Origin of the sequence: Acinetobacter sp. YH12249 (assembly GCF_013417475.1) — a bacterium.
Taxonomy (GTDB): domain Bacteria; phylum Pseudomonadota; class Gammaproteobacteria; order Pseudomonadales; family Moraxellaceae; genus Acinetobacter.
In genome coordinates this window covers 51,337-75,909 of record NZ_VPDX01000018.1, presented here as the reverse complement: position 1 = coordinate 75,909, position 24,573 = coordinate 51,337, and the positions used below count along the sequence as shown (strand labels likewise).

Annotated in this window: 37 protein-coding genes and 1 pseudogene; 3 read left to right on the top strand and 35 right to left on the bottom strand. The window is 44.1% G+C overall.

Annotation, left to right across the window (positions count from 1 at the left end; genetic code table 11):
• Positions 1-146, top strand: a pseudogene (locus FTV25_RS10740) (IS4 family transposase); the annotation flags it as partial.
• Between the two features lie 49 nt (positions 147-195).
• Here the strand turns inward: FTV25_RS10740 and FTV25_RS10735 are convergent.
• The 5 genes from FTV25_RS10735 to FTV25_RS10715 all read right to left on the bottom strand — a co-directional run bounded on the left by FTV25_RS10735 (position 196) and on the right by FTV25_RS10715 (position 5,524).
• Positions 196-2,478, bottom strand: coding sequence for a TRAP transporter large permease subunit (locus FTV25_RS10735; protein WP_180003317.1), 2,283 nt, complete (start codon positions 2,476-2,478; stop codon positions 196-198).
• A gap of 177 nt (positions 2,479-2,655) precedes the next feature.
• The gene (gene rrtA, locus FTV25_RS10730; protein WP_180003315.1) at positions 2,656-3,228 is read right to left on the bottom strand and encodes a rhombosortase; all 573 of its coding nucleotides are present in this window, start codon (positions 3,226-3,228) and stop codon (positions 2,656-2,658) included.
• Positions 3,229-3,301: 73 nt separating this feature from the next.
• Positions 3,302-4,342 carry a hypothetical protein gene (locus FTV25_RS10725; protein ID WP_004786877.1) on the bottom strand — a complete coding sequence of 347 codons (1,041 nt, stop codon included), beginning with the start codon at positions 4,340-4,342 and terminating at the stop codon, positions 3,302-3,304.
• Between the two features lie 545 nt (positions 4,343-4,887).
• Positions 4,888-5,274 carry a hypothetical protein gene (locus FTV25_RS10720; RefSeq protein ID WP_159122623.1) on the bottom strand — a complete coding sequence of 129 codons (387 nt, stop codon included), beginning with the start codon at positions 5,272-5,274 and terminating at the stop codon, positions 4,888-4,890.
• Positions 5,267-5,524: a succinate dehydrogenase assembly factor 2 gene (locus FTV25_RS10715; protein ID WP_005233752.1), complete on the bottom strand. Its 258-nt coding sequence runs from the start codon at positions 5,522-5,524 to the stop codon at positions 5,267-5,269. Before FTV25_RS10715 ends, FTV25_RS10720 begins: the two co-directional genes overlap by 8 nt.
• 182 nt (positions 5,525-5,706) lie before the next feature.
• Here FTV25_RS10715 and FTV25_RS10710 point away from each other — a divergent pair, with 182 nt between their 5' ends.
• Positions 5,707-6,879 carry an acyl-CoA dehydrogenase family protein gene (locus FTV25_RS10710; RefSeq protein WP_180003313.1) on the top strand — a complete coding sequence of 391 codons (1,173 nt, stop codon included), beginning with the start codon at positions 5,707-5,709 and terminating at the stop codon, positions 6,877-6,879.
• Positions 6,880-6,932: 53 nt separating this feature from the next.
• On the opposite strand, the gene FTV25_RS10705 is transcribed toward FTV25_RS10710, so the two are convergent.
• The 30 genes from FTV25_RS10705 to FTV25_RS10560 form a co-directional block, all read right to left on the bottom strand.
• Positions 6,933-8,423, bottom strand: a complete 1,491-nt coding sequence (locus FTV25_RS10705; protein ID WP_180003311.1) for an NAD(P)/FAD-dependent oxidoreductase — start codon at positions 8,421-8,423, stop codon at positions 6,933-6,935.
• 207 nt (positions 8,424-8,630) lie between these two features.
• Complete coding sequence (gene rplQ / locus FTV25_RS10700) at positions 8,631-8,996, bottom strand: 50S ribosomal protein L17 (protein ID WP_004786886.1); 366 nt, start codon at positions 8,994-8,996, stop codon at positions 8,631-8,633.
• An 18-nt stretch (positions 8,997-9,014) separates the two neighbouring features.
• Positions 9,015-10,022, bottom strand: coding sequence for a DNA-directed RNA polymerase subunit alpha (locus FTV25_RS10695; RefSeq protein WP_004786889.1), 1,008 nt, complete (start codon positions 10,020-10,022; stop codon positions 9,015-9,017).
• 16 nt (positions 10,023-10,038) lie between these two features.
• Positions 10,039-10,665 (bottom strand): 30S ribosomal protein S4, encoded by a 627-nt coding sequence (gene rpsD / locus FTV25_RS10690; protein WP_004786890.1) that lies wholly within the window; start codon positions 10,663-10,665, stop codon positions 10,039-10,041.
• Between the two features lie 12 nt (positions 10,666-10,677).
• Positions 10,678-11,064 (bottom strand): 30S ribosomal protein S11, encoded by a 387-nt coding sequence (gene rpsK / locus FTV25_RS10685; RefSeq protein ID WP_001040166.1) that lies wholly within the window; start codon positions 11,062-11,064, stop codon positions 10,678-10,680.
• A gap of 19 nt (positions 11,065-11,083) precedes the next feature.
• A complete protein-coding gene (gene rpsM, locus FTV25_RS10680; protein ID WP_004786893.1) occupies positions 11,084-11,440 on the bottom strand; it encodes a 30S ribosomal protein S13 in 357 nt (118 codons plus the stop codon).
• A 107-nt stretch (positions 11,441-11,547) separates the two neighbouring features.
• On the bottom strand, positions 11,548-11,664 hold the full coding sequence (rpmJ, locus tag FTV25_RS10675) for a 50S ribosomal protein L36 (protein WP_000867907.1): 117 nt from the start codon (positions 11,662-11,664) through the stop codon (positions 11,548-11,550).
• A gap of 20 nt (positions 11,665-11,684) precedes the next feature.
• Positions 11,685-13,004, bottom strand: coding sequence for a preprotein translocase subunit SecY (gene secY, locus FTV25_RS10670; protein ID WP_171065444.1), 1,320 nt, complete (start codon positions 13,002-13,004; stop codon positions 11,685-11,687).
• Between the two features lie 45 nt (positions 13,005-13,049).
• A complete protein-coding gene (gene rplO / locus FTV25_RS10665) occupies positions 13,050-13,490 on the bottom strand; it encodes a 50S ribosomal protein L15 (RefSeq protein ID WP_004786897.1) in 441 nt (146 codons plus the stop codon).
• 3 nt (positions 13,491-13,493) lie between these two features.
• The gene (gene rpmD / locus FTV25_RS10660; protein ID WP_004786899.1) at positions 13,494-13,670 is read right to left on the bottom strand and encodes a 50S ribosomal protein L30; all 177 of its coding nucleotides are present in this window, start codon (positions 13,668-13,670) and stop codon (positions 13,494-13,496) included.
• Between the two features lie 6 nt (positions 13,671-13,676).
• Entirely contained in the window at positions 13,677-14,174 is a 498-nt protein-coding gene (gene rpsE / locus FTV25_RS10655) for a 30S ribosomal protein S5 (RefSeq protein ID WP_004786901.1), read from the bottom strand.
• Between the two features lie 2 nt (positions 14,175-14,176).
• Positions 14,177-14,527: a 50S ribosomal protein L18 gene (rplR, locus tag FTV25_RS10650; RefSeq protein ID WP_004281497.1), complete on the bottom strand. Its 351-nt coding sequence runs from the start codon at positions 14,525-14,527 to the stop codon at positions 14,177-14,179.
• A gap of 14 nt (positions 14,528-14,541) precedes the next feature.
• Positions 14,542-15,075 carry a 50S ribosomal protein L6 gene (gene rplF / locus FTV25_RS10645; RefSeq protein ID WP_004786903.1) on the bottom strand — a complete coding sequence of 178 codons (534 nt, stop codon included), beginning with the start codon at positions 15,073-15,075 and terminating at the stop codon, positions 14,542-14,544.
• Between the two features lie 13 nt (positions 15,076-15,088).
• A complete protein-coding gene (rpsH, locus tag FTV25_RS10640) occupies positions 15,089-15,484 on the bottom strand; it encodes a 30S ribosomal protein S8 (protein ID WP_004786905.1) in 396 nt (131 codons plus the stop codon).
• 12 nt (positions 15,485-15,496) lie between these two features.
• Complete coding sequence (rpsN, locus tag FTV25_RS10635; RefSeq protein WP_004786907.1) at positions 15,497-15,802, bottom strand: 30S ribosomal protein S14; 306 nt, start codon at positions 15,800-15,802, stop codon at positions 15,497-15,499.
• 9 nt (positions 15,803-15,811) lie between these two features.
• On the bottom strand, positions 15,812-16,348 hold the full coding sequence (rplE, locus tag FTV25_RS10630) for a 50S ribosomal protein L5 (RefSeq protein WP_004786908.1): 537 nt from the start codon (positions 16,346-16,348) through the stop codon (positions 15,812-15,814).
• 16 nt (positions 16,349-16,364) lie between these two features.
• A complete protein-coding gene (rplX, locus tag FTV25_RS10625) occupies positions 16,365-16,682 on the bottom strand; it encodes a 50S ribosomal protein L24 (protein ID WP_004786911.1) in 318 nt (105 codons plus the stop codon).
• A gap of 9 nt (positions 16,683-16,691) precedes the next feature.
• The gene (rplN, locus tag FTV25_RS10620; RefSeq protein ID WP_001982634.1) at positions 16,692-17,060 is read right to left on the bottom strand and encodes a 50S ribosomal protein L14; all 369 of its coding nucleotides are present in this window, start codon (positions 17,058-17,060) and stop codon (positions 16,692-16,694) included.
• Between the two features lie 91 nt (positions 17,061-17,151).
• A complete protein-coding gene (gene rpsQ / locus FTV25_RS10615; protein ID WP_004786913.1) occupies positions 17,152-17,409 on the bottom strand; it encodes a 30S ribosomal protein S17 in 258 nt (85 codons plus the stop codon).
• Positions 17,406-17,603 carry a 50S ribosomal protein L29 gene (gene rpmC / locus FTV25_RS10610; protein ID WP_004786915.1) on the bottom strand — a complete coding sequence of 66 codons (198 nt, stop codon included), beginning with the start codon at positions 17,601-17,603 and terminating at the stop codon, positions 17,406-17,408. The genes rpsQ and rpmC overlap by 4 nt, the downstream gene beginning before the upstream one ends.
• Positions 17,603-18,016, bottom strand: coding sequence for a 50S ribosomal protein L16 (gene rplP / locus FTV25_RS10605; RefSeq protein WP_004786917.1), 414 nt, complete (start codon positions 18,014-18,016; stop codon positions 17,603-17,605). Before rplP ends, rpmC begins: the two co-directional genes overlap by 1 nt.
• Before the next feature lie 3 nt (positions 18,017-18,019).
• Positions 18,020-18,772: a 30S ribosomal protein S3 gene (rpsC, locus tag FTV25_RS10600; RefSeq protein WP_004786918.1), complete on the bottom strand. Its 753-nt coding sequence runs from the start codon at positions 18,770-18,772 to the stop codon at positions 18,020-18,022.
• 1 nt (position 18,773) lies between these two features.
• On the bottom strand, positions 18,774-19,103 hold the full coding sequence (rplV, locus tag FTV25_RS10595; protein WP_001982638.1) for a 50S ribosomal protein L22: 330 nt from the start codon (positions 19,101-19,103) through the stop codon (positions 18,774-18,776).
• Between the two features lie 11 nt (positions 19,104-19,114).
• Positions 19,115-19,390 carry a 30S ribosomal protein S19 gene (gene rpsS, locus FTV25_RS10590; RefSeq protein ID WP_004673001.1) on the bottom strand — a complete coding sequence of 92 codons (276 nt, stop codon included), beginning with the start codon at positions 19,388-19,390 and terminating at the stop codon, positions 19,115-19,117.
• A 19-nt stretch (positions 19,391-19,409) separates the two neighbouring features.
• Complete coding sequence (gene rplB, locus FTV25_RS10585) at positions 19,410-20,234, bottom strand: 50S ribosomal protein L2 (protein ID WP_005233738.1); 825 nt, start codon at positions 20,232-20,234, stop codon at positions 19,410-19,412.
• 11 nt (positions 20,235-20,245) lie between these two features.
• Positions 20,246-20,566, bottom strand: a complete 321-nt coding sequence (gene rplW, locus FTV25_RS10580) for a 50S ribosomal protein L23 (protein ID WP_004786923.1) — start codon at positions 20,564-20,566, stop codon at positions 20,246-20,248.
• Complete coding sequence (gene rplD, locus FTV25_RS10575) at positions 20,563-21,165, bottom strand: 50S ribosomal protein L4 (RefSeq protein ID WP_004786925.1); 603 nt, start codon at positions 21,163-21,165, stop codon at positions 20,563-20,565. The genes rplW and rplD overlap by 4 nt, the downstream gene beginning before the upstream one ends.
• Before the next feature lie 11 nt (positions 21,166-21,176).
• Positions 21,177-21,815: a 50S ribosomal protein L3 gene (gene rplC, locus FTV25_RS10570; RefSeq protein WP_005233737.1), complete on the bottom strand. Its 639-nt coding sequence runs from the start codon at positions 21,813-21,815 to the stop codon at positions 21,177-21,179.
• Positions 21,816-21,875: 60 nt separating this feature from the next.
• The gene (rpsJ, locus tag FTV25_RS10565; RefSeq protein WP_000070912.1) at positions 21,876-22,187 is read right to left on the bottom strand and encodes a 30S ribosomal protein S10; all 312 of its coding nucleotides are present in this window, start codon (positions 22,185-22,187) and stop codon (positions 21,876-21,878) included.
• Positions 22,188-22,461: 274 nt separating this feature from the next.
• Positions 22,462-23,196: a type 1 glutamine amidotransferase gene (locus FTV25_RS10560; RefSeq protein ID WP_004786930.1), complete on the bottom strand. Its 735-nt coding sequence runs from the start codon at positions 23,194-23,196 to the stop codon at positions 22,462-22,464.
• A gap of 162 nt (positions 23,197-23,358) precedes the next feature.
• Between FTV25_RS10560 and FTV25_RS10555 the strand changes: the two genes are divergently transcribed.
• A complete protein-coding gene (locus FTV25_RS10555) occupies positions 23,359-24,561 on the top strand; it encodes a PLP-dependent transferase (protein ID WP_180003309.1) in 1,203 nt (400 codons plus the stop codon).
• The last annotated feature ends 12 nt before the right edge of the window (positions 24,562-24,573 follow it).

The following is a 24,573-nucleotide window of genomic DNA, read 5'->3' as shown; positions in this document are numbered from 1 at the left end:
ATTTAGGAAAAACAGGTTGGACAGTTCAACGTTTACTCAGAATAATTCAAGTGAATTTGTTTGAAAGAAGAACTTTAAAAGCTTTATTTTCACCCGATAAAATACCCATAAAACAAGAGGAAGCTCATTTGAGCTTCCTCTTGTGAAAAATTGTGGGACAGCAATGACCCGAAGGTGCTTTTTTATTTGCTTAAATTACTGATACCAGCCGAAGAGCTTAAATACATAAGGTACATAGGCAATGATCAGCATCGCTGGCAGTAACACGATCATCGGTAAAATCCAGCGCTCATAACGGTAATAAAAGGACTTATGTCGAACTTCTGCATCCGCCTCGGCCACCTCAGCATCACCAATGGATTGCCTTGCCAACAGATGGTTCAGAGCAACTGGTGGTGTCACATAACCCAGTTCGAAACCAATCAAGGTAATCATCCAGAAATGTACCGGATGAATTCCATACTGATAGGCGACTGGTGCAACCGTTGCTGAAATCAGGATCACTGCGCCGAATGGGTCCATAATCATGCCAACGAACACCATCAGGCCAACAATCATGGAAATCACCAGAATGGTACTGCTAATATCTGTCGGGAACGCTTCCATAATTTCCATACGTTCCAGCAGGCCGCCCACACTGACAGATAGTGCCATCAGGATCACCAGTGCACCAATGTGTCCAACCGTTTCACTGGTCGAAATGTGTAATGATTTCCAGAAACCGACTTGACGTAAGCTTTCACCAGCAGTCGAACGTTTCACGCCATGATTTACAGCCAGCTCACCGCTCTGCTGCTCAACATGGTCTGCTTCACGATATTCAGCATTAATGGCCGTACCCGCGGTCGCCATTGCAGGCGTATTTCCTGAACCCAAGGTTGTGGTTAAGGTTTCATCCCAATGCCCTACTGGTGGTAATGGTGCAGGCTCATGACGTAACTTATCAAATAGCACGATCATCAACAGAATGACTGGCATCATGACAGGTGCAGTAAATTCATTCAGATCTGTAGACAAGGCATATTTGTAGAACAGCCAGATCAGAATGAAAATTACGATATAAGGAATCACATTTACAAAGGCACGTGCAGACTGTGGTGCAGCCAGACCAGGTGCAGCAATACGGAACTTGCTTTCAGCAAAGAATAGCGAAATGATCAGGAACAATGTTGAACTGAGCAAGAAGACGTAGACACCGTAGTGATACAGCATATCTGTCGTCACTTCCTTGTTCAGTGAAGCAACCACAACAATCAGTAGACATGGACGAAGCACCACACCGAGTGAACCGGACATCGCTGTTGCTGCCAAGGCAAACTGACGGCGACCACCGGCATTCCAGACTTCCTTATAAATGATCGCACCTGCAGCAATCACGAAAATCCCGGATGCACCGGTATAAGCGGTTGGTAGTGCAGCTGCCAGCAGGATTAACCAGGTCAAGGTTTCTGGTGCCAGATTCCATGGACGCAGGATATTCAGGAACATGTCTACGACACGGGTTTGTTTCAGCAACATACCGGCCCAGATAAATAAGGCCAGATTCAGGAAGATGCTCGAGAATTCAACCAGTTGCCCCAGATAGATACCCTGACCCATCGGGTAATCCATCAAGAAGACAAAGTTAAACCCAGTACTGATGGCCATATAGGCATACAGTGGCACGCTTAAGAAAGCCAGTCCAAAACTGCCTCCCTCTCGGGTCGCCTGAGGTGGCTTAATGATTTGGTACAGACTGATCAGGGTCAATGTCCCAAAGAGAATCATCCATAGCCAGTAGACATACTTCATGTCTCCCATTGGCACCCCGGAATTCAGCACCGACATATATTGGCTATAGGAAGAATAGACCAGGAAACTGTTCGCGATCAGCATCGCCACAGAATAGACTTTAAAGTCGATACGAGTGGCTGGACTACGTAGACCAATATGATGGGTTTTCAATGTCGCGCTGATTGCAGCAAATACCACCATGATGATCAGTAGCAAGGCACGGTTTTCAGTCCCGAACTTGAAAATGCCAAAGAATGAAGTTTCAAAACTGCGATAGGCACGAATACTTGGATGCGCTTCAATATGCGTTATCGCCTTGTCATAGAACTGGTAAGACTCTTCACAAACCTGTTGTGCCTGCATCACTGCAGCACGCACATCCGCTTCAGAACGTACACCGAAGAAATCGGCATATTCATCGGCGGCATCTGCTTTCATCTGCTCCTGAACTTTTTGATCGACATTAATATTACGATCACATTGTGGTGCTTTCGGTTCAGCACGCAAAAACGAATATTGCATGCCTGTCGCCGGATCACCATACAGACGCTCGCCCATACGCAGTAACTGACCATGAATCATTTCACCGGTTCCAATCACCAAGGTCAGTAAGAGCAAGATGAGCACGACAAAGGTCGAGATCCACTCTGTCCAGATATAACGTAACAGACCTAATCCTGATCTGTTTTGATTATCGTTGTGCATGTATTTTCCTATTCTTGTTTTCGCGCCTTACATTCTTTTAAGCGCTGGTCTTCCTGTCTGCCCCGAAAATTCCTTTACAAGGGTCAGTATCATTATTTTCTGTTTTGACTCTGCATGAAAATCAGCAGAATAAAAATGACAATTTATCTTTTCTTTTTGTCTTTTCTGCCAACAGTTTCAGCTATCCTGGACATAATTGCCCAAGATATAGAACAATGCGACTACCACTCCCCAGATCACCCCTAATAAATGCGCTTCGACCAGTACCGGACTGCCGATAAGTTGTGCAGTTTCCTGATTTCCAATGGTATTTTCCCAAATCAGTTTGGCAAAGATTAAAAATAATACCAGCACGGCAAATCCACGTTCGCGTTGATAAAGCAGATGCACACAGGCGACTGCGACATAAGCCCCATGTAATACCCCGGATAGTCCTGCATATGCTTCAATATTTGGCAGGAAAAAATAAAAACTCAGGCTGATCAACGGCGGCAGAATCAAAAGAATCGAGACGAAATGCCACACAGATGCACGGGGGAAAATGAAAGGTAGACAGATAAAGGCAAGAATATTCAGAAAATAATGGGCCCAGCCGACATGCACCCAGTGCGCAGTCCAGAGCCGCCAGAATTCCCCGAGCAGGCTTTCCTGCCAGTAGATGAAAGCATCGTTAAAGATTTGCAAACTCGCTGAAAGAGAGACAAAAGCCGCCAGAAAAATAATTTTTCGTCGAAGATGTTGATCTTGCATCGGCTCCTTGAACTCCTTTTCAGCATATTGAAAATGACCTCTATGAGCATCATTCACTTAATTTTTCATTAAATTATAGATCAGCGCTAAACAGATCATCCAGTTCTGAGGAATTATCAGTTTCATCCCAGAAGGTCTGCATGCCATCATCTGCACTACGAATACCGGTATTTTCAGTCCAGTAACGGTCAGAAATACCATTCACCATAATGGCAGCCATACTGTCGATCAGCTTGAACTGAGGATTGACCGGCTTCTCATCACTACGTGCCTGATCAAAGGTTCTTAGCGCATCACGGATTTTGGCATCATCCCCACTGGCCTGTGCCGCTACAGCATATAAGGCATGTGATAAACGTACACCTTTTTGCTCACCGATTTGTACTGACTGTTTCAGAGTTTGGTAAGGATCAGGTTTTCCATCACCTGCCCCTGGCAATAAAGTCCAGATCACAGCACGGGTTGCATTTGGCGCGCCCCAGAATTTGGTATTATCCAGACAGGTCATGCCACGCTCAACCACAGCCGCAATATCTTTAGGTACTTGTACAGCCCCACCCGAGTTAATGTCATTGGTCATGGCTTGCAAGCCACTCAGCATGCCCAGCAGATAAACTGTCTGTTCAATATCACTGTTCATGCGTGGACAGCCTTCACCCAGCGCTTTTTTATATTTTTTCTCATAACGGGTCTGGAATAACTGATAACCCGTGTACTGACGTTGTGCAGCCAGTGCAGCCCACCGTTTCTGCTCAATCCGCGCATCCTGAGCTTCAGTCACCTGATTGACTTTAGAAGCACGCAGATACCGTAGCTCTGCATCCAGCGCTTTCTGCTCGGCACAAATCCCCGCTGCGGAGTACATCAGTACCGCAACACGAGTCGGATCAGCCCCCATTTCCTTGGTCGACATGATGGCTGGTGTTAAAGAATTCCCGGAATTACACACCATCTCGGCATCATCCATCGCCAGGATTGGTGGAACAATATGCTTTTCAGTGAAGCCCAGCGCCACATTGGCACCGGTTTTAATGACCTGAGAACATCCTGTTAGAACTGTTGTTGTTATTGCAATGGTCGCCATACCTTGGCATATTTTTCGGACGCTCGACATTTTCCTGTCCTCTATAATTGTGATTATGTCCATTATTCTGCTAAACATATCAGAAGCATATAACGAATAAAAGAGTATTTACTCTAATTTAGACCAGACACTTTGCCATTAAATTGCCCAGCTGCAATTGACTGTAGTAGATAAAATCCCAAATTTTGGGCAAAAAAAAGTAGCATTGCGACGGTTCAGCACATGCTACTTATCAACTTGGCAAGCCGAGAAGAAAATAGGTTCTCGAGCTTAATTCTGTTATTTAGGTGAAAATCTGTCCTTCAGCACCGTTCCCAGCCGTCCTATGACTAGGGCCATCACAATCGCAACGATCAAAAACATCCACATTGGAAATTCCATCATGATCTCCTGTGTTCGCTGTTGGTGACTTAAATGTACCTGCTTATAAAAAAAGCAGCTGAAAAATTGTCAGACAATTCATTGTTTTTACAGGGAAATATGATTTTTTGTCTGACAATTCAAGCAGGGTTAGCGGATAAATCTTTATTTTTAATCAATTTATTTAAAATTTCGGAATGTCATTTGTCGGACAATTAAAGTATTTTTGTCAAAACTTTCAAAGACTTCCATTGTTTAAAAGGCAACTGGTCACACCAGATGAGCAACGGACGTGCTTTTGCATGCTGGAAATACACCACGATATAAGCTTGGTGATCAATCACGTGACTGATCAACACTCGCCGTGTGCCTTGCGCAGCTGCTGTCAGTGACCATTCACGTCCATCCAGATATTCAAACTGCTCAATGTGCGGTGTCTTACGATAAAACAACTGGTAGATGACCACTCCGATGACGCCACAAACCAGCCAAATTATCACAGGCAATAACTGATACAGCAGGAACATTAATACAGCAAAAATAAAAAGCTGAAACACCAGCGCACACTTGCTGCGTTTCAGCTTGAAACAACGATTATCCATGAACGTAAAATTTAAGTTTCTTGATAAAATCTTTTAATTCAGGGCGTGGGGGTTCTGACACTTCCATAAACCAGTCCAACAGGTCCGGATCTTCCTGTGCAACCAGCTCAGCAAACATCTGTTTTTCGAAGGGATCAGCATTGAGATAATAGTTTTTCACGTAGGGATCAAAATATACATCGATCTCTTTCAAGCCACGACGCGCGCGATAAATCACTTTGCGCTCTTCTAAGGTGATGTCATCAGTCATCGAATTTTCCCAACTCGTTACAAACCTGAGTAGTTTACCTTAAGCCATTGCTGAATTTCGAGGTATTTCATACAAATGACCAAAAGCATCAGTAGATTTCCCAGATTTGAACATTCAGCTCATTGTTCCCTCATCTGCTCTATCTTAAGTTAAATAAAACATCACAATAAGGGAATTATAAGATGCATTCGAGCGCGATCCGTCCATTGGCCAGCATGCTGCCACGTCAGCTTTTCAATGATGAACATGAAGCCTTTCGGGAGACGGTCCGTAAATTCTATGAAAAGGAAGTGATTCCTCATACAGAAAAATATGAACAGCAACAGCATGTCGATCGTGAGCTCTGGAATAAAGCCGGTGAACTTGGCCTTCTCTGTGCCACGATGCCTGAAGCTTATGGCGGTTCAGGGGTAGATCGTTTATACAGTATGATCCTGATCGAGGAACAGGCCTATGCAGGCGACTCTGCGACAGGATTTTCACTGCACTCCGATATCGTGGCCAATTATATTCTGAACTTTGGCAATGAAACACAAAAGCAGCAATGGCTCCCGAAAATGGCTACAGGTGAAGTGGTCACGGCAATTGCGATGACCGAACCTGGAACTGGCTCCGACCTGCAGGCAGTACGCACTAGTGCTGTATTAGAGGGTGATGAGTATGTGATTAATGGTTCCAAGATATTCATTACCAATGGCTATCTTTGTGATACGGCAATTGCGGTATGTAAGACGGGTCATAGTGAGAAAGGCTCTGCCAATCTTTCTTTGATTATGGTCGAAGCAGATCGTGCAGGATTTAGTAAAGGTAAACCCTTAAATAAAATCGGCATGAAAGGTCAGGATACCTGTGAACTGTTCTTTGACAATGTCCGTGTGCCTAAAGAAAACCTGCTAGGTCAGGAAGGCATGGGTTTTATGATGCTGATGAAAGAACTGGCTTGGGAGCGGTTAATTGTGGCCATCATATGTCAGGCAGGGGCAGAAGCGGCATTCGCACATACGGTAAAATACACCAAAGAACGTCAAGCCTTTGGCAAACCGATCAGCGCTTTTCAAAATACCCGTTTTAAACTGGCAGAACTGCGTACCGAAATTGAAATCTGCCGAGCTTATCTGGACCGTTGTATGCAACTACAGCTTATTCAAAAATTGGGAGTTGATGCCGCCGCAGCTGCTAAATACAAAATTTCTGAACTGTATAGCAAAGTGGTTGACGAATGCCTACAACTGCATGGCGGTTATGGCTATATGCTGGAATATCCGATTGCACGAGCGTACCTGGATAATCGCGCGAACCGCATTTATGCAGGAACCAATGAAATCATGAAGGAACTGATTTCCAGATCACTCTAATTTGAAATATGAAAAAGGAGTACATCAGGTACTCCTTTTATCTATGTCTATACTTAAGACACCAATCTTGGCTTGGCTGGCACAGCACTGGATTTCGATTTGAATTTCAATACTCCATCTTCAAAAGATGCCGTTTTAAGCTCTTTACGGTCTGCCAAGTAGTTATTAGATACTTTCCAAGGTGCATGCTTACCCTGTTTCGGCATCACATCTGCGGCACGGGCAATATAGCCTGAAGTTAAACTACCCATCACCGTATCTTCAAGTAATTCAGTAGCATCCCCTTCCGGAATTACTTCATCATAACCATGCTGATCCATATAATTGAGCAGACGGCAGATATATTCTGCGGCAATATCCACTTTCAAGGTCCAAGAAGCATTGATATAGCCAATAATCAGCGCCATATTCGGTACATCACTGACCATGACCCCTTGATACAGCATATGCTTCGACGTATCCAAAGGCTTGCCATCCATCGTGGCCTGAATACCACCCAGAATCTGAATATTTAAACCAGTAGCAGACACAATAATATCCGCATCCAGATGTTTACCTGATTTCAGCTGAATCCCAGTTTCAGTAAATTTCTCGATATGATCTGTTTCTACAGATGCATGACCTTCACGCAGGATTTTGAATAAATCCCCATCTGGCACTACACATAGGCGCTGATCCCAAGGTTCATAATTCGGGGTAAAGTGTTTCATATCCACTTTCCCTTTCAACTGGAACTGTACAGATTTCAATAATAATGTTTTTAGTAATTTTGGTTGTTTTTGTGCAAGTGCATAGATACCACGCTGCATGCCGATATTACGTGCACGGGTCAGCTTATAAGCCACATCTTCAGGCAATAATTTACGCATTTTTGAATAAATCATGTCGATCGAAGGAACTGAGGCGATATAGGTTGGAGAGCGTTGTAACATGGTCACATGCCCTGCACCGCCTTTTACCATGGCTGGAACTAATGTAATTGCTGTCGCACCACTGCCAATAATCACCACTTTTTTGCCGCTATAGTCCAGATTTTCAGGCCAATGCTGCGGGTGAATAAATGTACCTTTGAATGCTTCCTGATGCGGGAATTCCGGCTGGAAGCCTTGATCATAATTGTAATAACCAGTACAGCCAAGAACAAAGTTAGCGATCCAGGTCTGCTTTTTGCCCTGAGCATTTTCAACTACGACTGACCATTTACGTGTAGCTGAATCATAATTGGCACTAACGACACGATGTTGAAAATGAATTTTTGAGTTTAAGTTAAATTCCTGAACCACTTCTGCAAGATAATTTTTAATTGCCGAGCCGGAAGCCAATACACTTTCTTTTTTCCACGGCTTAAAGTTGAAACCAAAAGTCGACATATCCGAATCTGAACGGATGCCAGGATATTTAAACAGGTCCCACGTACCGCCAAAGCTTTCGCGACGTTCAATAATTTCGAATGAGCGTTGAGGACTATGTTTAGAAAGATGGGCCGCCAGACCAATTCCCGAGATCCCCGCGCCTACAATTAAAATATCAACTTGCTTTTCCATATTCTTCTTTTACCTGAGCATTGTCATATATTTTATTAAATCACAAAATTGACAATACACAATGTCAAGTTTGAATAAAAGTGATTATTTTCTTATCTTTTCAGGACAAATTTCTAAACTGCCTGATAATGGGTAAATGCAAGACAATAAAAAAGGCCGGTTTATTCAACCGACCTTTTCGAACAACGTTTGCTGCTCTACACGAAATTAGTTAACTTCGCGATCTACTAGCTCAACGTAAGCCATCGGTGCAGCATCACCTGCACGGAAGCCCGCTTTAAGAACACGTAGATAACCGCCGTTACGCTCTTTGTAACGAGGGCCAAGAACGGTAAATAATTTACCAACAGTTGCAGCTGAACGAGTACGAGCAAACGCCAAACGACGGTTTGCTACTGTATCGACTTTAGCTAAAGTGATTAAAGGCTCAGCAACACGACGTAATTCTTTTGCTTTAGGCACAGTTGTTTTGATCAACTCGTGCTCGAACAAAGAGTTAGCCATGTTTTGGAACATCGCTTTACGATGACTGCTTGTACGGCCTAATTTCACACCACTATTACGATGACGCATGGTGATAGTCCTACTTAATTAACGGCTACGATAGGCGAAACGATCGTCCATACGGAGACTAGCTGGTGGCCAGTTCTCTAAACGCATGCCGAGTTGTAAGCCTTTGGAAGCCAGAACATCTTTGATCTCAGTAAGCGATTTTTTACCAAGGTTAGGAGTTTTAAGTAACTCAACCTCAGTACGCTGTACAAGATCACCAATGTAGTAAATGTTTTCTGCTTTCAAACAGTTAGCAGAACGAACAGTTAGCTCTAGATCATCTACTGGACGAAGCAAAATTGGATCAACTTCTTCACGAGGTTCTTGAGCCACAGGAGCTTGATCTTTCTGAAGATCAACAAAGATTGCAATTTGTTGTTGCAAGATTGTTGCCGCTTTGCGGATTGCTTCTTCTGGATCAACTGTACCGTTGGTTTCAAGATCAATGACCAGTTTATCAAGGTCAGTACGTTGTTCTACACGAGCGTTTTCCACTGTGTAAGACACACGTTTGATCGGGCTGTAAGATGCATCTAACTGTAAGCGACCCACTGGGCGAGTCTCGCCTTCTGGGAAACGTGAGTCAGAAGTCTCGTAGCCACGGCCTTGAGCCACTTTCAGGCGCATCTTAAGATTGCCTGATGCACTTAACGTGCCGATCAAGTGTTCAGGGTTAACCACTTCAACATTATGAGGTAAACGAAGGTCAGCCGCAGTTACGTCGCCTGGACCTTGTTTCTCTAATGTTAAATAAGCTTCATTTTGATCGAACAGCTTAATAGACAATCCTTTTAGGTTCAGCAAGAGCTCGACGATGTCCTGCTGCAAGCCTTCCAAAGTACTGTACTCGTGCTCAACACCTTCAATCTCAACTTCTACCACAGCAGCGCCAGGTAAAGAAGAAAGAAGGATGCGACGTAAAGCATTGCCCAGAGTATGACCAAAGCCACGCTCTAAGGGTTCTAGAATAACTTTTGCCGAGGTCCCGCTTGCCGCTTCGACCTTGATCGCTTGCGGAGTTAGAAACTCATTTGCAGTACGCGTCATATTGCTACCTCAAGGATTATTTAGAATACAATTCTACAATCAAGCTTTCGTTGATTTCAGCAGGTAAATCAGAACGATCCGGTGCAGCTTTGAACGTACCTTCTAGTTTAGAATGATCTACTTCCATCCAAGAAGGAATGCCACGTTGAGCAGCTAATTCAATTGCGTTTTTGATACGTAATTGTTGTTTAGCGCCTTCGTGAACTGCAATCACGTCACCAGCTTTAACTTGGATAGACGCGATGTTAACGCGGCGGCCATTTAAAGTGATTGAACGGTGAGATACTAACTGACGAGCTTCTGCACGTGTAGAACCAAAACCCATGCGATAAACAACGTTATCAAGACGGCTTTCGAGCAATTTCAACAGGTTTTCACCAGTTGCGCCTTTAACACGAGCAGCTTCTTTGTAGTAGTTACTAAATTGACGCTCTAAAACACCGTACATACGACGTACTTTTTGTTTTTCACGTAATTGTAGTGAGTACTCAGATTGTTTACCGCCACGAGCTCCACCATGTTGACCAGGAGCTTTAGCGTGTTTTTTAGTTTTGACGTCAAATGGTTTAACGCCAGATTTTAATTGCAGGTCTGTCCCTTCGCGGCGAGAGAGTTTGCATTTTGGACCAATATAACGAGCCATGAATGTTTCTCCTTACACGCGACGTTTTTTAGGTGGACGGCAACCGTTGTGAGGGATTGGAGTCACATCGGTAATGCTGTTAATTTTATAACCCACTGCACCTAATGCACGAACCGCAGACTCACGACCTGGACCAGGACCTTTCACAAGGACGTCCAAGTTTTTCAAACCGTAATCTAAAGCTGCTTTACCAGCAACTTCAGCAGCTACCTGAGCAGCAAACGGAGTTGATTTACGTGATCCACGGAAGCCTTGTCCACCTGAAGTGGCCCAAGCCAGTGCATTACCTTGACGATCGGTAATAGTCACAATGGTGTTATTAAAAGAAGCGTGAATGTGTGCAACACCTTCAGAGACGGTACGAGTGACCTTCTTGCGTGTGCGAGTATCTTTAGCCATCTTTTAGCTTCCAGAAATCTTATTTCTTAATTGGTTTGCGCGGACCTTTACGGGTACGTGCGTTAGTTTTGGTGCGTTGACCACGGACAGGCAAGCTGCGACGATGACGAAGACCGCGGTAGCAGCCTAAATCCATTAAACGTTTAATGTTCATGGAAATTTCGCGACGTAAATCACCTTCGGTCGGAACCTTGGCAATTTCTGCACGAATCGCATCAAGCTGAGCGTCATCTAATTCACGGATCTTAGTAGTAGTTGGGATACCCGCAGCAGCTAAGATTGACTTAGCAGTGTGGCGACCAATACCAAAGATGTACGTTAGAGAGATAACAGCATGCTTGTTATCCGGAATGTTTACACCGGCAATACGAGCCATTCAATTTTCTCCAAAAAGGCAGTAGAGATAATCAACCGCCCCACAAAAATCTTGAGGGGCGGATAATAACCCAATTCGCCTACTGAAATCAACAGGTCTTGATCAGATTAACCTTGACGCTGCTTATGACGAGGTTCTGCGCTACAAATTACGCGGATAACCCCATTACGACGGATAACTTTACAGCTACCACAAATTTTCTTTACAGAAGCTTGTACTTTCATGATGAAACCTCTAAGTGCGCTTATCCCTTAGGATGAGCAGTCGTTTTTCTCATTAACGTTTGATTGTCATACTGGTGCGAGGTGAGATGTGCTTGAAGCTGAGCCATAAAGTCCATCACCACCACTACCACGATCAGCAACGATGTTCCGCCCAAGCTAAATGGAATACCAAAAGAGCTTTGCAGAATCATCGGCATTAAACAGATGACAGTGATGTATATCGCGCCAATAAAGGTCAAACGATTGAGAATATGATCTAAGTAACGAGCAGTTTGCTCACCTGGACGAATACCAGGCACGTAAGCTCCGCTGCGTTTCAAGTTCTCTGACACTTCTTTAGGACTAAATACCAGTGCTGTATAGAAGTAACAGAAAAAGATAATTAACGCACCAAAGAGCACCAAATACAACGGCTGACCAGGCGATAACACCAATGCCAAGTCTTGTAGACTACGCTTGATAATTCCTGCACTTGGATCCGAACTACCAACCCACTGACCTAAGCTCGCTGGGAACAAAAGTAAAGAGCTGGCAAAAATTGCCGGAATTACACCTGCCATATTAATTTTTAATGGCAAGTGCGTTTGCTGTGCAGTAAATACACGACGTCCCTGCTGCTTTTGAGCATAGTTCACCGGAATACGACGTTGCGCCTTCTCGATAAACACAATCGCTGCAAGTACAGCAATCGATAACAGACCAAAAATTGCTAGTCCAATTAGACTAGACTGGCCATTATCAACTGAAGTTAGAGACTGCATAACTAAAGTCGGCAATCCTGCAACGATACCTGCGAAGATGATCATGGAAATACCATTGCCCACCCCACGCTCGGTAATCTGTTCACCCAGCCACATCAAGAACATGGTCCCCGCAACCAAAGAGGTTACCGCAGGAACATAAAAAGCCAGACCAGAGGTCAGGGTAATTCCCTGACTGATCAGGCCAGCACACATACCAATTGCTTGCACAAGTGCAAGGAACAGCGTGCCTTGTCGTGTGTATTGGTTAATCTTACGTTTGCCCTGCTCGCCTTCTTTTTTCAAAGCTTCGAGCTGAGGAACCACAGTAGACATTAACTGCACGATAATCGATGCAGAGATGTATGGCATGATCCCTAAAGCAAGAATCGACATTCGCTCTAATGCACCACCCGAAAACATGTTAAACAAACCAAGGATGGTACCTTGGTTTGCATTAAACAGATTTTCTAGTGCGGCATTATTAATCCCTGGTACTGGAATATGCGCTCCTAGTCGAAACACCAACAACGCACCAATGAGAAACATCATTCGACGAATAATTTCACGGTATTTCACATGAAATGGTTGGCCTTTCATCATGTTGACATGACCTGAAGAACTAGGAGTCATAGACACTGGGGATTACTCCTCGACTTTACCGCCAGCAGCTTCAACAGCAGCTTTAGCGCCTTTAGTCAATGCAACACCTTGTACAGTGAATGCACGAGTAATTTCACCAGAAAGTACGATACGAGCACGAGTCATGTCTTTACGTACAACGTTCGCAGCTTTTAAAGTTTCAAGAGACACGATGTCGCCTTCAACTTTAGCAAGCTCAGATAAACGTACTTCAGCAGTTTTCAAAGCCAATTGGCTAGTGAAACCGAATTTAGGCAAACGACGATAAAGTGCAGTTTGACCACCTTCGAAACCTGGACGAGTACCACCGCTCTTACGTGAGTTTTGACCTTTGATACCACGACCACCAGTCTTACCAACGCCAGAACCGATACCACGACCTAGACGAAGGTTGTCACGCTTAGCACCTTCTGCAGGTGCAATTGTATTTAAACGCAGAGTCATGGCTTATTCCTCTACACTAACCATATAGTAGACTTGGTTGATCATACCACGGTTAGAAGGCGTATCTTGCACTTCTACAGTATGACCAATACGACGCAGACCTAAACCTTTCAGGCTCAGCTTGTGATTTTTCAAGCGGTGCGATGCAGATTTAGTCTGGGTAACTTTAATCGTTTTCATGATTGATTACCCTTGAATTTGTTCTACTGTTAAACCACGTTTCGCAGCAACTTTCTCAGGAGAAGTCATATCACGCAAACCGTTAAAAGTCGCGTTTACTACGTTAGCAGCGTTTGTAGAGCCATAACATTTAGTTAATACGTTACGTACGCCAACAGCTTCTAAAACTGCACGCATCGCGCCACCAGCAATTACACCAGTACCTTCAGAAGCAGGTTGCATGTAAACGCGGCTTGCACCGTGACGAGCATTGATAGGGTGCTGAACAGTACCATCAACAAGGTCAACAGTAATCATGTTACGACGAGCAGCTTCAAGTGCTTTAGAGATAGCAGCTGGAACTTCACGCGCTTTACCACGACCAAAACCTACGCGACCATTACCATCACCCACAACAGTTAATGCTGTGAAAGAGAAGATACGACCACCCTTAACAACTTTGGCTACACGATCAACGGCAACCAGCTTTTCAACAAGACCTTCGTTTTGTTCAACTTTAGCCATGATTAGAACTCCAAGCCGTTTTCACGGGCAGCATCAGCCAAGGCTTTGATACGACCATGATATTTGAAACCAGAACGGTCAAATGCAACTTTAGTAACACCAGCTGCTTTAGCGCGTTCTGCGATTAAAGCACCTACTTTCTGAGCTGCTTCAACGTTACCAGTAGTACCCGCACGTAGAGTAGCGTCTAGAGTAGAAGCTTGCGCTAATACTTTGCCACCATCTGCTGAGATAACTTGAGCATAGATGTGACGCGGAGTGCGGTTTACACACAAACGAGTCGCACCCAATGCACGGATGTGCAAGCGTGTGCTTTTCGCACGACGCAAACGGGATTGTTTCTTTTCGTTCATAAGAACCTCGCGCCTTATTTCTTCTTAGCTTCTTTACGAAGTACAACTTCGTCAGAATAACGAACACCTTTACCTTTATAAGGCTCTGGTGGACGGTAACCACGGATATCTGCAGCGACTTGACCTAGAACTGCTTTATCAGCAGATTTAAGTACGATTTCAGTTGCAGTTGGAGTTTCAGCAGTTACACCTTCAGGAAGCGTATAGTCGATCGGGTGAGAGAAACCAAGGTTAAGGTTAACAACGTTACCTTTAACCGCAGCTTTATAACCAACACCGATAAGTTGTAACTTACGTTCGAAACCTTCGCTTACACCTTTTACAAGGTTGTTAAGCACAGCGCGAGCAGTACCAGCTTGCATCCAAGCATCTTTAGATTCAGCTTTAGGAGCAATAACTAGAGTACCGTCTTCCTGTTTTAGCTCGACCAGCGCATGCAGGTTGAAAGACAATGTACCTTTGCTGCCTTTCACTTCGACCTGCCGGCCGTTCTGAGTAACTGTTACACCGTTAGGTACAGTTACTGGGGCTTTAGCCACACGAGACATGAGGAATCACCTATTAAGAAACAAAAGCAATAACTTCACCACCAACGCCTGCAGCACGTGCAGCGCGATCAGTCATGATGCCTTTGCTTGTAGAAACAATTGCAATACCTAAACCTTGCTTAACGCTTGGAAGTGCATCTTTACCGCGATACTGACGTAGACCCGGACGGCTTACGCGTTTCACAGTTTCGATAACTGGCTTGCCTTCAAAATATTTTAAAGTCAAAGTAAGAGTTGCTTTGCCTTCAACTTCAGCAACTTCTACGTTTGAAATATAACCTTCTTGTTGAAGTACGTTAGCAATCGCAACTTTCAACTTAGAATTAGGCATAGAAACAGTTTGTTTCTTTGCCATTTGTGCGTTACGAACACGTGTTAGCATGTCGGCAACGGTATCTTGCATACTCATTTATAGTGCTCCTTACCAGCTTGCCTTAACAACGCCAGGTACATCACCTTGCATTACTTTATCGCGTACCATGTTACGGCTTAAGCCGAACTTACGGAAGTAACCATGAGGACGACCAGTTAAACCACAACGGTTACGTAGACGTACTGGAGATGCATTACGTGGTAATGCCTGTAATTTCATCATCGCATCGAAACGTTCTTCATCTGAAGCATTTACGTTTGCAATGATTGCTTTTAATTCAGCACGTTTTGCAGCGTATTTAGCAACAGTAGCTTCGCGTTTCAATTCGCGATTAATCATACTTTTCTTAGCCATTTCGACCTCTTATTTGAACGGGAAGCCGAATGCACGCATTAGCGCACGGCCTTCGTCATCGGTGCGAGCAGTCGTAGTGATGGTAATGTCCATACCACGAATACGGTCAATCTTGTCAAAATCGATCTCAGGGAACATGATCTGTTCTTTAAGACCCATTGAGTAGTTACCACGACCATCAAATGATTTCGCAGAGAAACCACGGAAGTCACGGATACGAGGAATCGCAATCGAGATCAGACGGTCTAAGAATTCGTACATACGTTCGCCGCGTAAAGTAACTTTACAACCAATCGGCCAACCATCACGGATTTTGAAACCAGCGATAGATTTACGAGCTAACGTAAGAACTGGTTTTTGACCAGCGATAGCTTGCATATCAGAAAGAGCACCATCAAGGAGTTTCTTGTCAGCAGAAGCTGCACCAACACCCATGTTGATAGTGATTTTAGTGATGCGAGGGATCTCCATCACATTCTTAATTCCCAATTGTTCTTTTAATTGAGCTTTAAGTTCGTCGTTGTAACGTGCTTTAAGTCTGGCCATTGCCTTTTTCAACCTATTACTTCGCTACCGCCACTGATTCACCATTAGATTTGAATACGCGAGTTTTCACGCCGTCAATCGTTTGGTAACCAACACGGTCAGCCTTTTGGGTTGTAGCATTAAAAATTGCCACGTTTGAAATGTGAAGCGAAGCTTCTTGAGTTACGATGCCGCCTTCAGCGCCAGTAACACGGTTCGGCTTTTGATGCTTCTTCACCAAGTTAAGGCCTTCAACCTTAACGCGGTCATTAGAAACAGACAGAACAGTACCCTGTTTGCCTTTTTCTTTACCTGCGATCACAATTACTTGATCGCCTTTTTTAATCTTAGCCATGATCGCCTCTTATAGAACTTCAGGAGCCAATGAAATAATTTTCATGAACTGTTCAGTACGAAGTTCACGAGTCACTGGTCCGAAAATACGAGTTGCAATCGGCGCTTTGTTGTTGTTCAAAATAACAGCAGCGTTATCGTCGAAACGAATCACTGAACCGTCTGGACGACGGATACCGAATTTTGTACGTACAACTACTGCATTCATCACGTCACCTTTTTTAACACGTGCGCGTGGAATTGCTTCTTTTACAGTAACTTTAATAATGTCGCCAACAGAAGCATAACGACGATGTGAACCACCAAGTACTTTAATACATTGTACGCGGCGAGCACCACTGTTGTCTGCTACGTCGAGCATAGTTTCGGTCTGAATCATTGCCCTACTCCAAAACCGAGCATCACCGGTCACAATTTCGAAAGGCTCAAAGAGTACTCGAAATTGACCGATGATGCAACAAGAACGTTAATTACTCAGCAGCTGCTTCAACAACTTCAACTAAAGTCCATGACTTAGTTTTAGACATTGGGCGGCTTTCTTTAATGGTTACAACGTCGCCAACTTTAGCTGTGTTGTTCTCATCATGAGCATGTAATTTTGTTGAACGGCGGATTGATTTGCCATACAACGGGTGTTGAACACGGCGTTCGATAAGAACAACGATAGATTTTTCCATCTTGTCGCTTACTACTTTGCCTGTTAACGTGCGGACTGTATTTTCACTCATTGTCCGTTCCCCTGTTTTTCGGTAAGGAGGGTCTTGATACGAGCAATAGTCTTGCGAGTCAATTGCACTTCGTGCGATTTACCCAATTGACCAGTTGCTTTCGCCATACGAAGACGGAATTGGTTTAGCTGTTGCTCATCAAGCAAAGCTGTCAACTCTTCTACCGACTTTTCACGTAGATCTTTAGTTTTCATTACATTACCGTCCGAGTCACGATAGTGGTTTTAAACGGAAGTTTAGCAGCAGCAAGCGTGAACGCTTCGCGAGCTAGGTCTTCGTTAACACCATCAATTTCGTACAAGACTTTACCTGGTTTGATTTGGCAAACCCAGTATTCCACAGAACCTTTACCTTTACCCATACGCACTTCAAGTGGTTTAGAAGTAATTGGCTTGTCCGGGAATACACGGATAAAGATTTTACCACCACGTTTAATACGACGGCTAATTGTACGACGCGCTGCTTCAATTTGACGTGCAGTCATTTGACCACGTTCGATTGATTTAAGTGCGATAGTACCAAAAGATACTGAGCTACCGCGGTGAGCTAGACCAGTGTTACGGCCTTTTTGCACCTTACGGAATTTAGTACGTTTAGGTTGCAACATGGATTATTCTCCTTTTTCAGCAGAACGATCATTGCGACGACCACGACGCTCTTGACCTTCACCACGACCGCGACCGCGTTTAGCTGGACGTTCTTCAGCTGGAGCTGGGTTCATGACTTGTTTCATGCCACCCAAGATCTCGCCACGGAAGATCCAAACTTTAACACCAATCGTACCGTAAGTAGTCTCAGCACGCATAGTCGCGTAGTCGATATCTGCACGAAGAGTATGTAGAGGTACACGACCTTCACGATACCATTCAGTACGAGCAATCTCAGCACCACCTAAACGGCCTGAAACTTCTACTTTGATACCTTTCGCACCAGCACGCATAGTGTTTTGAACCGCACGCTTCATAGCACGACGGAACATTACACGTTTTTCCAATTGAGAAGCGATAGCTTCAGCAACTAGACGCGCGTCTAAGTCTGGACGATCAATTTCGTTGATACTTACTTGCGCAGGAACACCCATAATAGATGTTAATTCGCGTTGTAATTTCTCAATGTCTTCGCCTTTTTTACCGATTACGATACCAGGACGAGCAGTGCTAATAGTTACTTTAGCAGCGCCTGTTGGACGTTCGATAAGAATATTGCTGATCATTGCATTCTTAAGTTTTTTAGTTAAAAACTCACGAACTTGCAAATCTTTAAGCAAGTATTCAGCGTATTGTTTCGGACTCGCATACCAGTTAGCGTTATGACGTTTCACAACACCTAGGCGGATACCGATTGGATGAACCTTCTGACCCATATCAAACCCCTACCTTAACGGTGATGTGACAAGTACGCTTAGTAATACGATCTGCACGGCCTTTAGCACGTGGCATAATACGTTTCAGGCTCATGCCTTCATCAACGTAGATCGTAGAAACTTTAAGGTCGTCTACATCTAAACTGTTATTATGTTCAGCGTTTGCAATTGCAGATTCCAACGCTTTCTTAACCAATACTGCAGCTTTTTTGTTGCTGAAGTTTAAGATGTTAAGAGCGTGCGCAACAGATTTGCCGCGGATAAGATCTGCAACCAAACGAGCTTTTTGTGCCGAGATAGCGGCACCGCGTAATTTAGCAGTTACTTCCATCATAGCACCTATTAACGTTTAGATTTCTTGTCAACACCGTGACCACGGTAGGTACGAGTCGGTGCAAATTCACCAAGCTTGTGTCCAACCATATGTTCAGAGATGATCACTGGAACATGGTTACGGCCATTGTGTACAGAAATTGTTAAACCAACAAAATCCGGGAGGATCATCGAACGACGCGACCAAGTTTTGATCGGCTTACGGTTATTAGCCGCGATAGCCGCTTCAACCTTAGCGAACAAGTGCGCATCGACGAATGGGCCTTTTTTCAGAGAACGAGGCATTGTCAGATTCCTTTACTTGTTACTTAACGCGACGGTCGCGAATAATCATCTTAGTCGTACGCTTGTTGGTACGTGTTTTGTACCCTTTAGCTTTTTGACCCCATGGGCTTACAGGTTGAATACCTTTGTTACGCCCTTCACCACCACCGTGTGGGTGATCAACTGGGTTCATCGCCATACCACGAACGGTAGGACGAACACCACGCCAGCGTGATGCACCAGCTTTACCTAGTGAGCGAAGATTGCTTTCTGAGTTAGATACTTCACCTAACACAGCGCGGCATTCAACATGAATTTTACGCATCTCGCCTGAACGAAGACGAACGATAGCGTAAGAACCGTCACGACCCAACAACTGAACAGAAGTACCAGCTGAACGAGCTAACTGCGCGCCTTTACCGATTTTAAGTTCGATGTTGTGAAGAGTAGAACCGATAGGCATGTTGCGAAGTGGCAAGCAGTTACCTGGACGGATTGGAGCATCGTTACCAGATTGAACTGAATCACCAGCGCGTAAACCTTTAGGCGCGATGATGTAGCGACGTTCACCGTCAGCATACTTCAACAACGCAATGTGCGCAGTACGGTTTGGATCGTATTCAATACGCTCAACTACAGCTGGGATGCCGTCTTTGTTACGTTTGAAGTCGATTAAACGGTAGTGTTGTTTGTGACCGCCACCAACGTGACGAGTCGTAATGTGACCGTTGTTATTACGGCCGCCAGTACGTTTTTTAGCTTCAACTAGTGGAGCATAAGGCGCGCCTTTGTGAAGGTGATCATGAACCACTTTCTCTACAAAGCGACGTCCTGGAGACGTTGGCTTACATTTTTGAATAGGCATAGTTTTCGTCCTTATTCCGCTGCGCTTTCAGCGGCATCGCCCAAGTCAGCCATTTCAACATCTTGGCCAGCTTTCAGGGTGACGTATGCTTTTTTAACATCAGAACGACGTCCTAATGTTTTACCAAAGCGTTTAGTTTTACCTTTAGTGATCGTAGTGTTAACTTTAACAACTTCTACACCAAACAATTGTTCCACTGCTTTTTTGATTTCAAGCTTGTTTGCATCAAGTGCAACTTTGAATACTTGAACACCAGCAGTTTCACCTAAAACTTGTGCTTTTTCTGAGAAAACAGGTCCTTGCAGGACTTGATATAAACGTTCGTTGTTCATCCGAGTTCTACCTCAATTTTCTTAGCAGCAGCTACAGACATAACAACTTTATCGAACGCGATCAAGCTAACAGGATCGATTGCAGTCGCATCAACCACATCAACGTGTGGAAGGTTACGAGCAGCTAGATACAAGTTCTCATCAACAGCATCAGTAACGATCAATGCACGAGTAGCATTCAAGTCGTTAAGTTTTGCAAGCAATTCTTTAGTTTTTGGAGCTGCAACAGCAAACTCTTCAACTAGAACTAAGCGATCTTGACGAACAAGTTCAGCCAGGATGCATTGCATAGCACCGCGGTACATTTTACGGTTTACTTTTTGAGACCAGTCTTGTGGACGAGCAGCAAAAGTTTTACCACCGCCAACCCAGATTGGGCTACGAATAGAACCAGCACGAGCGCGGCCAGTACCTTTTTGACGGAATGGTTTTTTACCACCGCCAGAAACGTCTGCACGTGATTTCTGAGCTTTAGAACCTTGACGACCACCAGCTAAGTAAGCTGTAACAACTTGGTGTACAAGAGCTTCATTAAATTCACGACCGAACGCAACTTCTGATAATTCAACAGCAGAGCCGGAAACAGTATTTAAATTCACGTTATTTCCCCTCAGGCCTTGATCGTAGGACGAACAGTTACGTCGCCACCAGTAGCGCCAGGAATCGCACCTTTAACTACTAGAACTGAACGTTCTGCGTCGATAGATACAATTTCAAGACCCTGTACAGTTACGCGTTCAGCACCTAAATGGCCAGCCATTTTTTTGCCTTTGAACACGCGACCAGGAGTCTGGTTTTGACCTGTAGAACCTAGAACACGGTGAGAAACAGAGTTACCGTGAGTAGCGTCTTGAGTACGGAAGTTCCAACGCTTAACACCACCTTGGAAACCTTTACCTTTAGACTGACCAGTTACGTCAACGATTTGACCCACTGTGAACAGATCTACACCGATAGTAGCGCCAACTTCACGACCTTCAAGCTCAGCTTCTGAAACGCGGAATTCTTGAACCAGACGACCAGCAGCAACACCAGCTTTCGCGAAGTGACCTTTCTGAGCGTTAGTTACGCGAGATTCGCGACGTTCACCAGTAGTGATTTGAATCGCTTGATAACCATCAGTTTCAAGCGTTTTGATTTGAGTGATGCGGTTAGGATCAACCTCAATCACTGTAACAGGCACAGAAACACCAGCATCTGTAAAGATACGTGTCATACCGCACTTGCGACCGACTAAACCAATAGCCATGTGCATAAACCTCTAAAAAAGCGGCCTAATTAACTTAGAGCGTTAATTAACCCGAAAGCCTTAACCCAATGCGATCTGAACATCAACACCAGCTGCAAGATCTAACTTCATCAATGCATCTACAGTTTTGTCTGTAGGTTGAACGATGTCGATCAAACGTTTGTAAGTGCGGATCTCGTATTGGTCACGCGCATCTTTGTTAACGTGTGGTGATGTTAAAACGTTAAAACGTTCAATGCGTGTAGGCATTGGAATTGGACCACAAACTTGTGCGCCAGTACGTTTTGCTGTTTCTACGATTTCTTGAGCTGATTGATCAATAAGACGGTGATCAAAAGACTTAAGACGGATACGAATTCTCTGGTTAGACATACCAGTTAACTCCAAGCCAAATATATAAAGAATCACTCTTGACGCATCTCACCCCACTATTTTAAGGCAAGTGTCAAGAGCAGTGAAATATCACTAAGGTCGTGATCGATGCCACGACTGTAACGATAGTTAACTACTTTCTTCGCAGTTAACCCCCTTCCTCTCGAAGGGTCGCTTATTATAGCCATTGTTTATTGCATAAGCAAATCCCTTTTACGGTTTTTCTTGCTGTATTTCAATTTATTCGGGAAATCAATTGTTTATTTTTTACCCACTAGGCTGTTTTTTCCAAAACATACTGAATAGCTTGGTTTAGTATTTGATTTCCTTGAATAAAATTATTTTTGGTTGTTCTTTTCAGTTGTTGAATGTCCTGTACATATTTTCCAGAAAATTGTGAAATTTCTTCTTCATTTTCCAAAAACAGCTTTAAAGTTTCCGGGGTGATTTCCGGATGAAACTGGAACCCCAAGACATTCTTGCCGAGTTGATACATCTGATTACGACAGGCTTCATTTTCTGCCAGATGAATTGCCCCTTTAGGTAGTTCAAAGGTTTCACTATGCCACTGCATAATTTCAAACTGTTCAGGTAAAATAAAACAATCCTCGGGTACATGCGCGACTTTGCGTACCGTGGTCCAGCCTAACTCCTGCTCCTGGTTACGGCTGACGGCCGCACCCAAGGCATTGGCAATCAGCTGCCCACCTAAACATAGGCCAATCGCCGGTTTGCCTTGAGAAAGATAACGGCGTAACCAGCGTTTTTCGATCTTTAACCATGGATAATTCGCCTCATCATTAACGCTCATGGTGCCTCCCATGATGATCAGCAAATCAACTTCATCCACTGATGGCAAAGCTTCAATATCCAGTGGACGATCGACGGGTAAAGCAAAGAATTCAGTCGCAGTAATTTGCGCCTGATGCTGCTTTAAAAAATCAATACAACTACCAAAACCCTCGCCAGCAATATGCTGAAAATAATGTACTTTTAACTGCGACTTCATGCGCCTAAACCTTTTGTTGTAGCTCTCTGATTTTAGGTTTTGCAAAAATGAAGCCAACTTTTTAGCAATGTCAGTTTTTTCAACATTTCACAACATAACTGGCAGCAATAATGAGATTCTCTTAAGCTAAAGCAATATTTGATTACATTTAAGAGCATTCACGTGAAAAAAAATCCTCAAACAGCGCTGATTCATGCACCACGAAAGGCCCCGCAATACATTTCCAGTATTCAACCTCCCCTGTTTCGTGCATCCACCATTATCTTTAACAACACCGATACCCTATTTAATCGCCATTGGACTGATGACTATGACTATAGCTATGGCACGCATGGTACACCGACGACATTTACCTTAGGCGATAGCATTGCCCAGATCGAAGGCGGTCAATATTGCTTGCTGGCACCGAGTGGTTTATCCGCGATTAATCTCGTGAATTCTTGTTTTTTAAGCCAAGGCGATGAAGTGTGGGTTGCAGATAATATCTATGGTCCAAACATGGAACATTTACGTAATCTGGAAAACCGCTATGGTATTCAGGTCAAAGTCTATAATGCGATAGATGCGGATACTTTTCAGCCCTCGGAAAAAGCCAAACTGCTTTGGCTGGAAGCGGCGGGTTCCGTGACTTTAGAATTTCCCGATTTGAGTCGCTTGGTCAAGAAGGCTCAAGCCAACAATATTCTCACTGCGCTGGACAATACTTGGGGCGCAGGTCTCGCCTTTAATGCATTTGATTTTGGTGAGGATCATTTAAGTGTCGATATGACCGTGCATGCCCTGACTAAATATCCAAGTGGTGGCGGTGATATCCTGATGGGTTCAGTGGTTACCCGCGATAAAGAATTACATCACAAATTGTTCCGTGCCCATGCCATTCAGGGTATTTCAGTATCAGGTGATGATGTCGCTCAGGTACAACGTAGTCTGGCTTCAATGCAACTCCGATATGAACATCAATCACAAAGCTGCTTAACCTTATTAGACTGGCTCAAACAACAACCAGAATTTGTTCAGGTCTTACATCCGGCTGATACTGACAATGCTGGCCATGAAAACTGGAAAGAAATTTGCAAGCAAGGACATAGTGCCGGACTGGTCAGCGTGATTTTTGACAATAACTACAAGTTGCAAGATATTCGAAATTTCTGTGACAGCTTAAAACTGTTTAAGCTTGGATTTAGCTGGGGTGGCCCTGTGAGTCTGGTCATGCTATATAACTTAAAAGAAATGCGTGTGCTTGAACATTCACATTTGAAAGAGGGTTTTCTGGTTCGTTTCTGTATTGGTCTAGAACATCCGAAAGATCTAATTGAAGATATTCAGCACGCACTACAAAACATGAAAAAACTTAAAAATGAGTAAATAACAACAGGA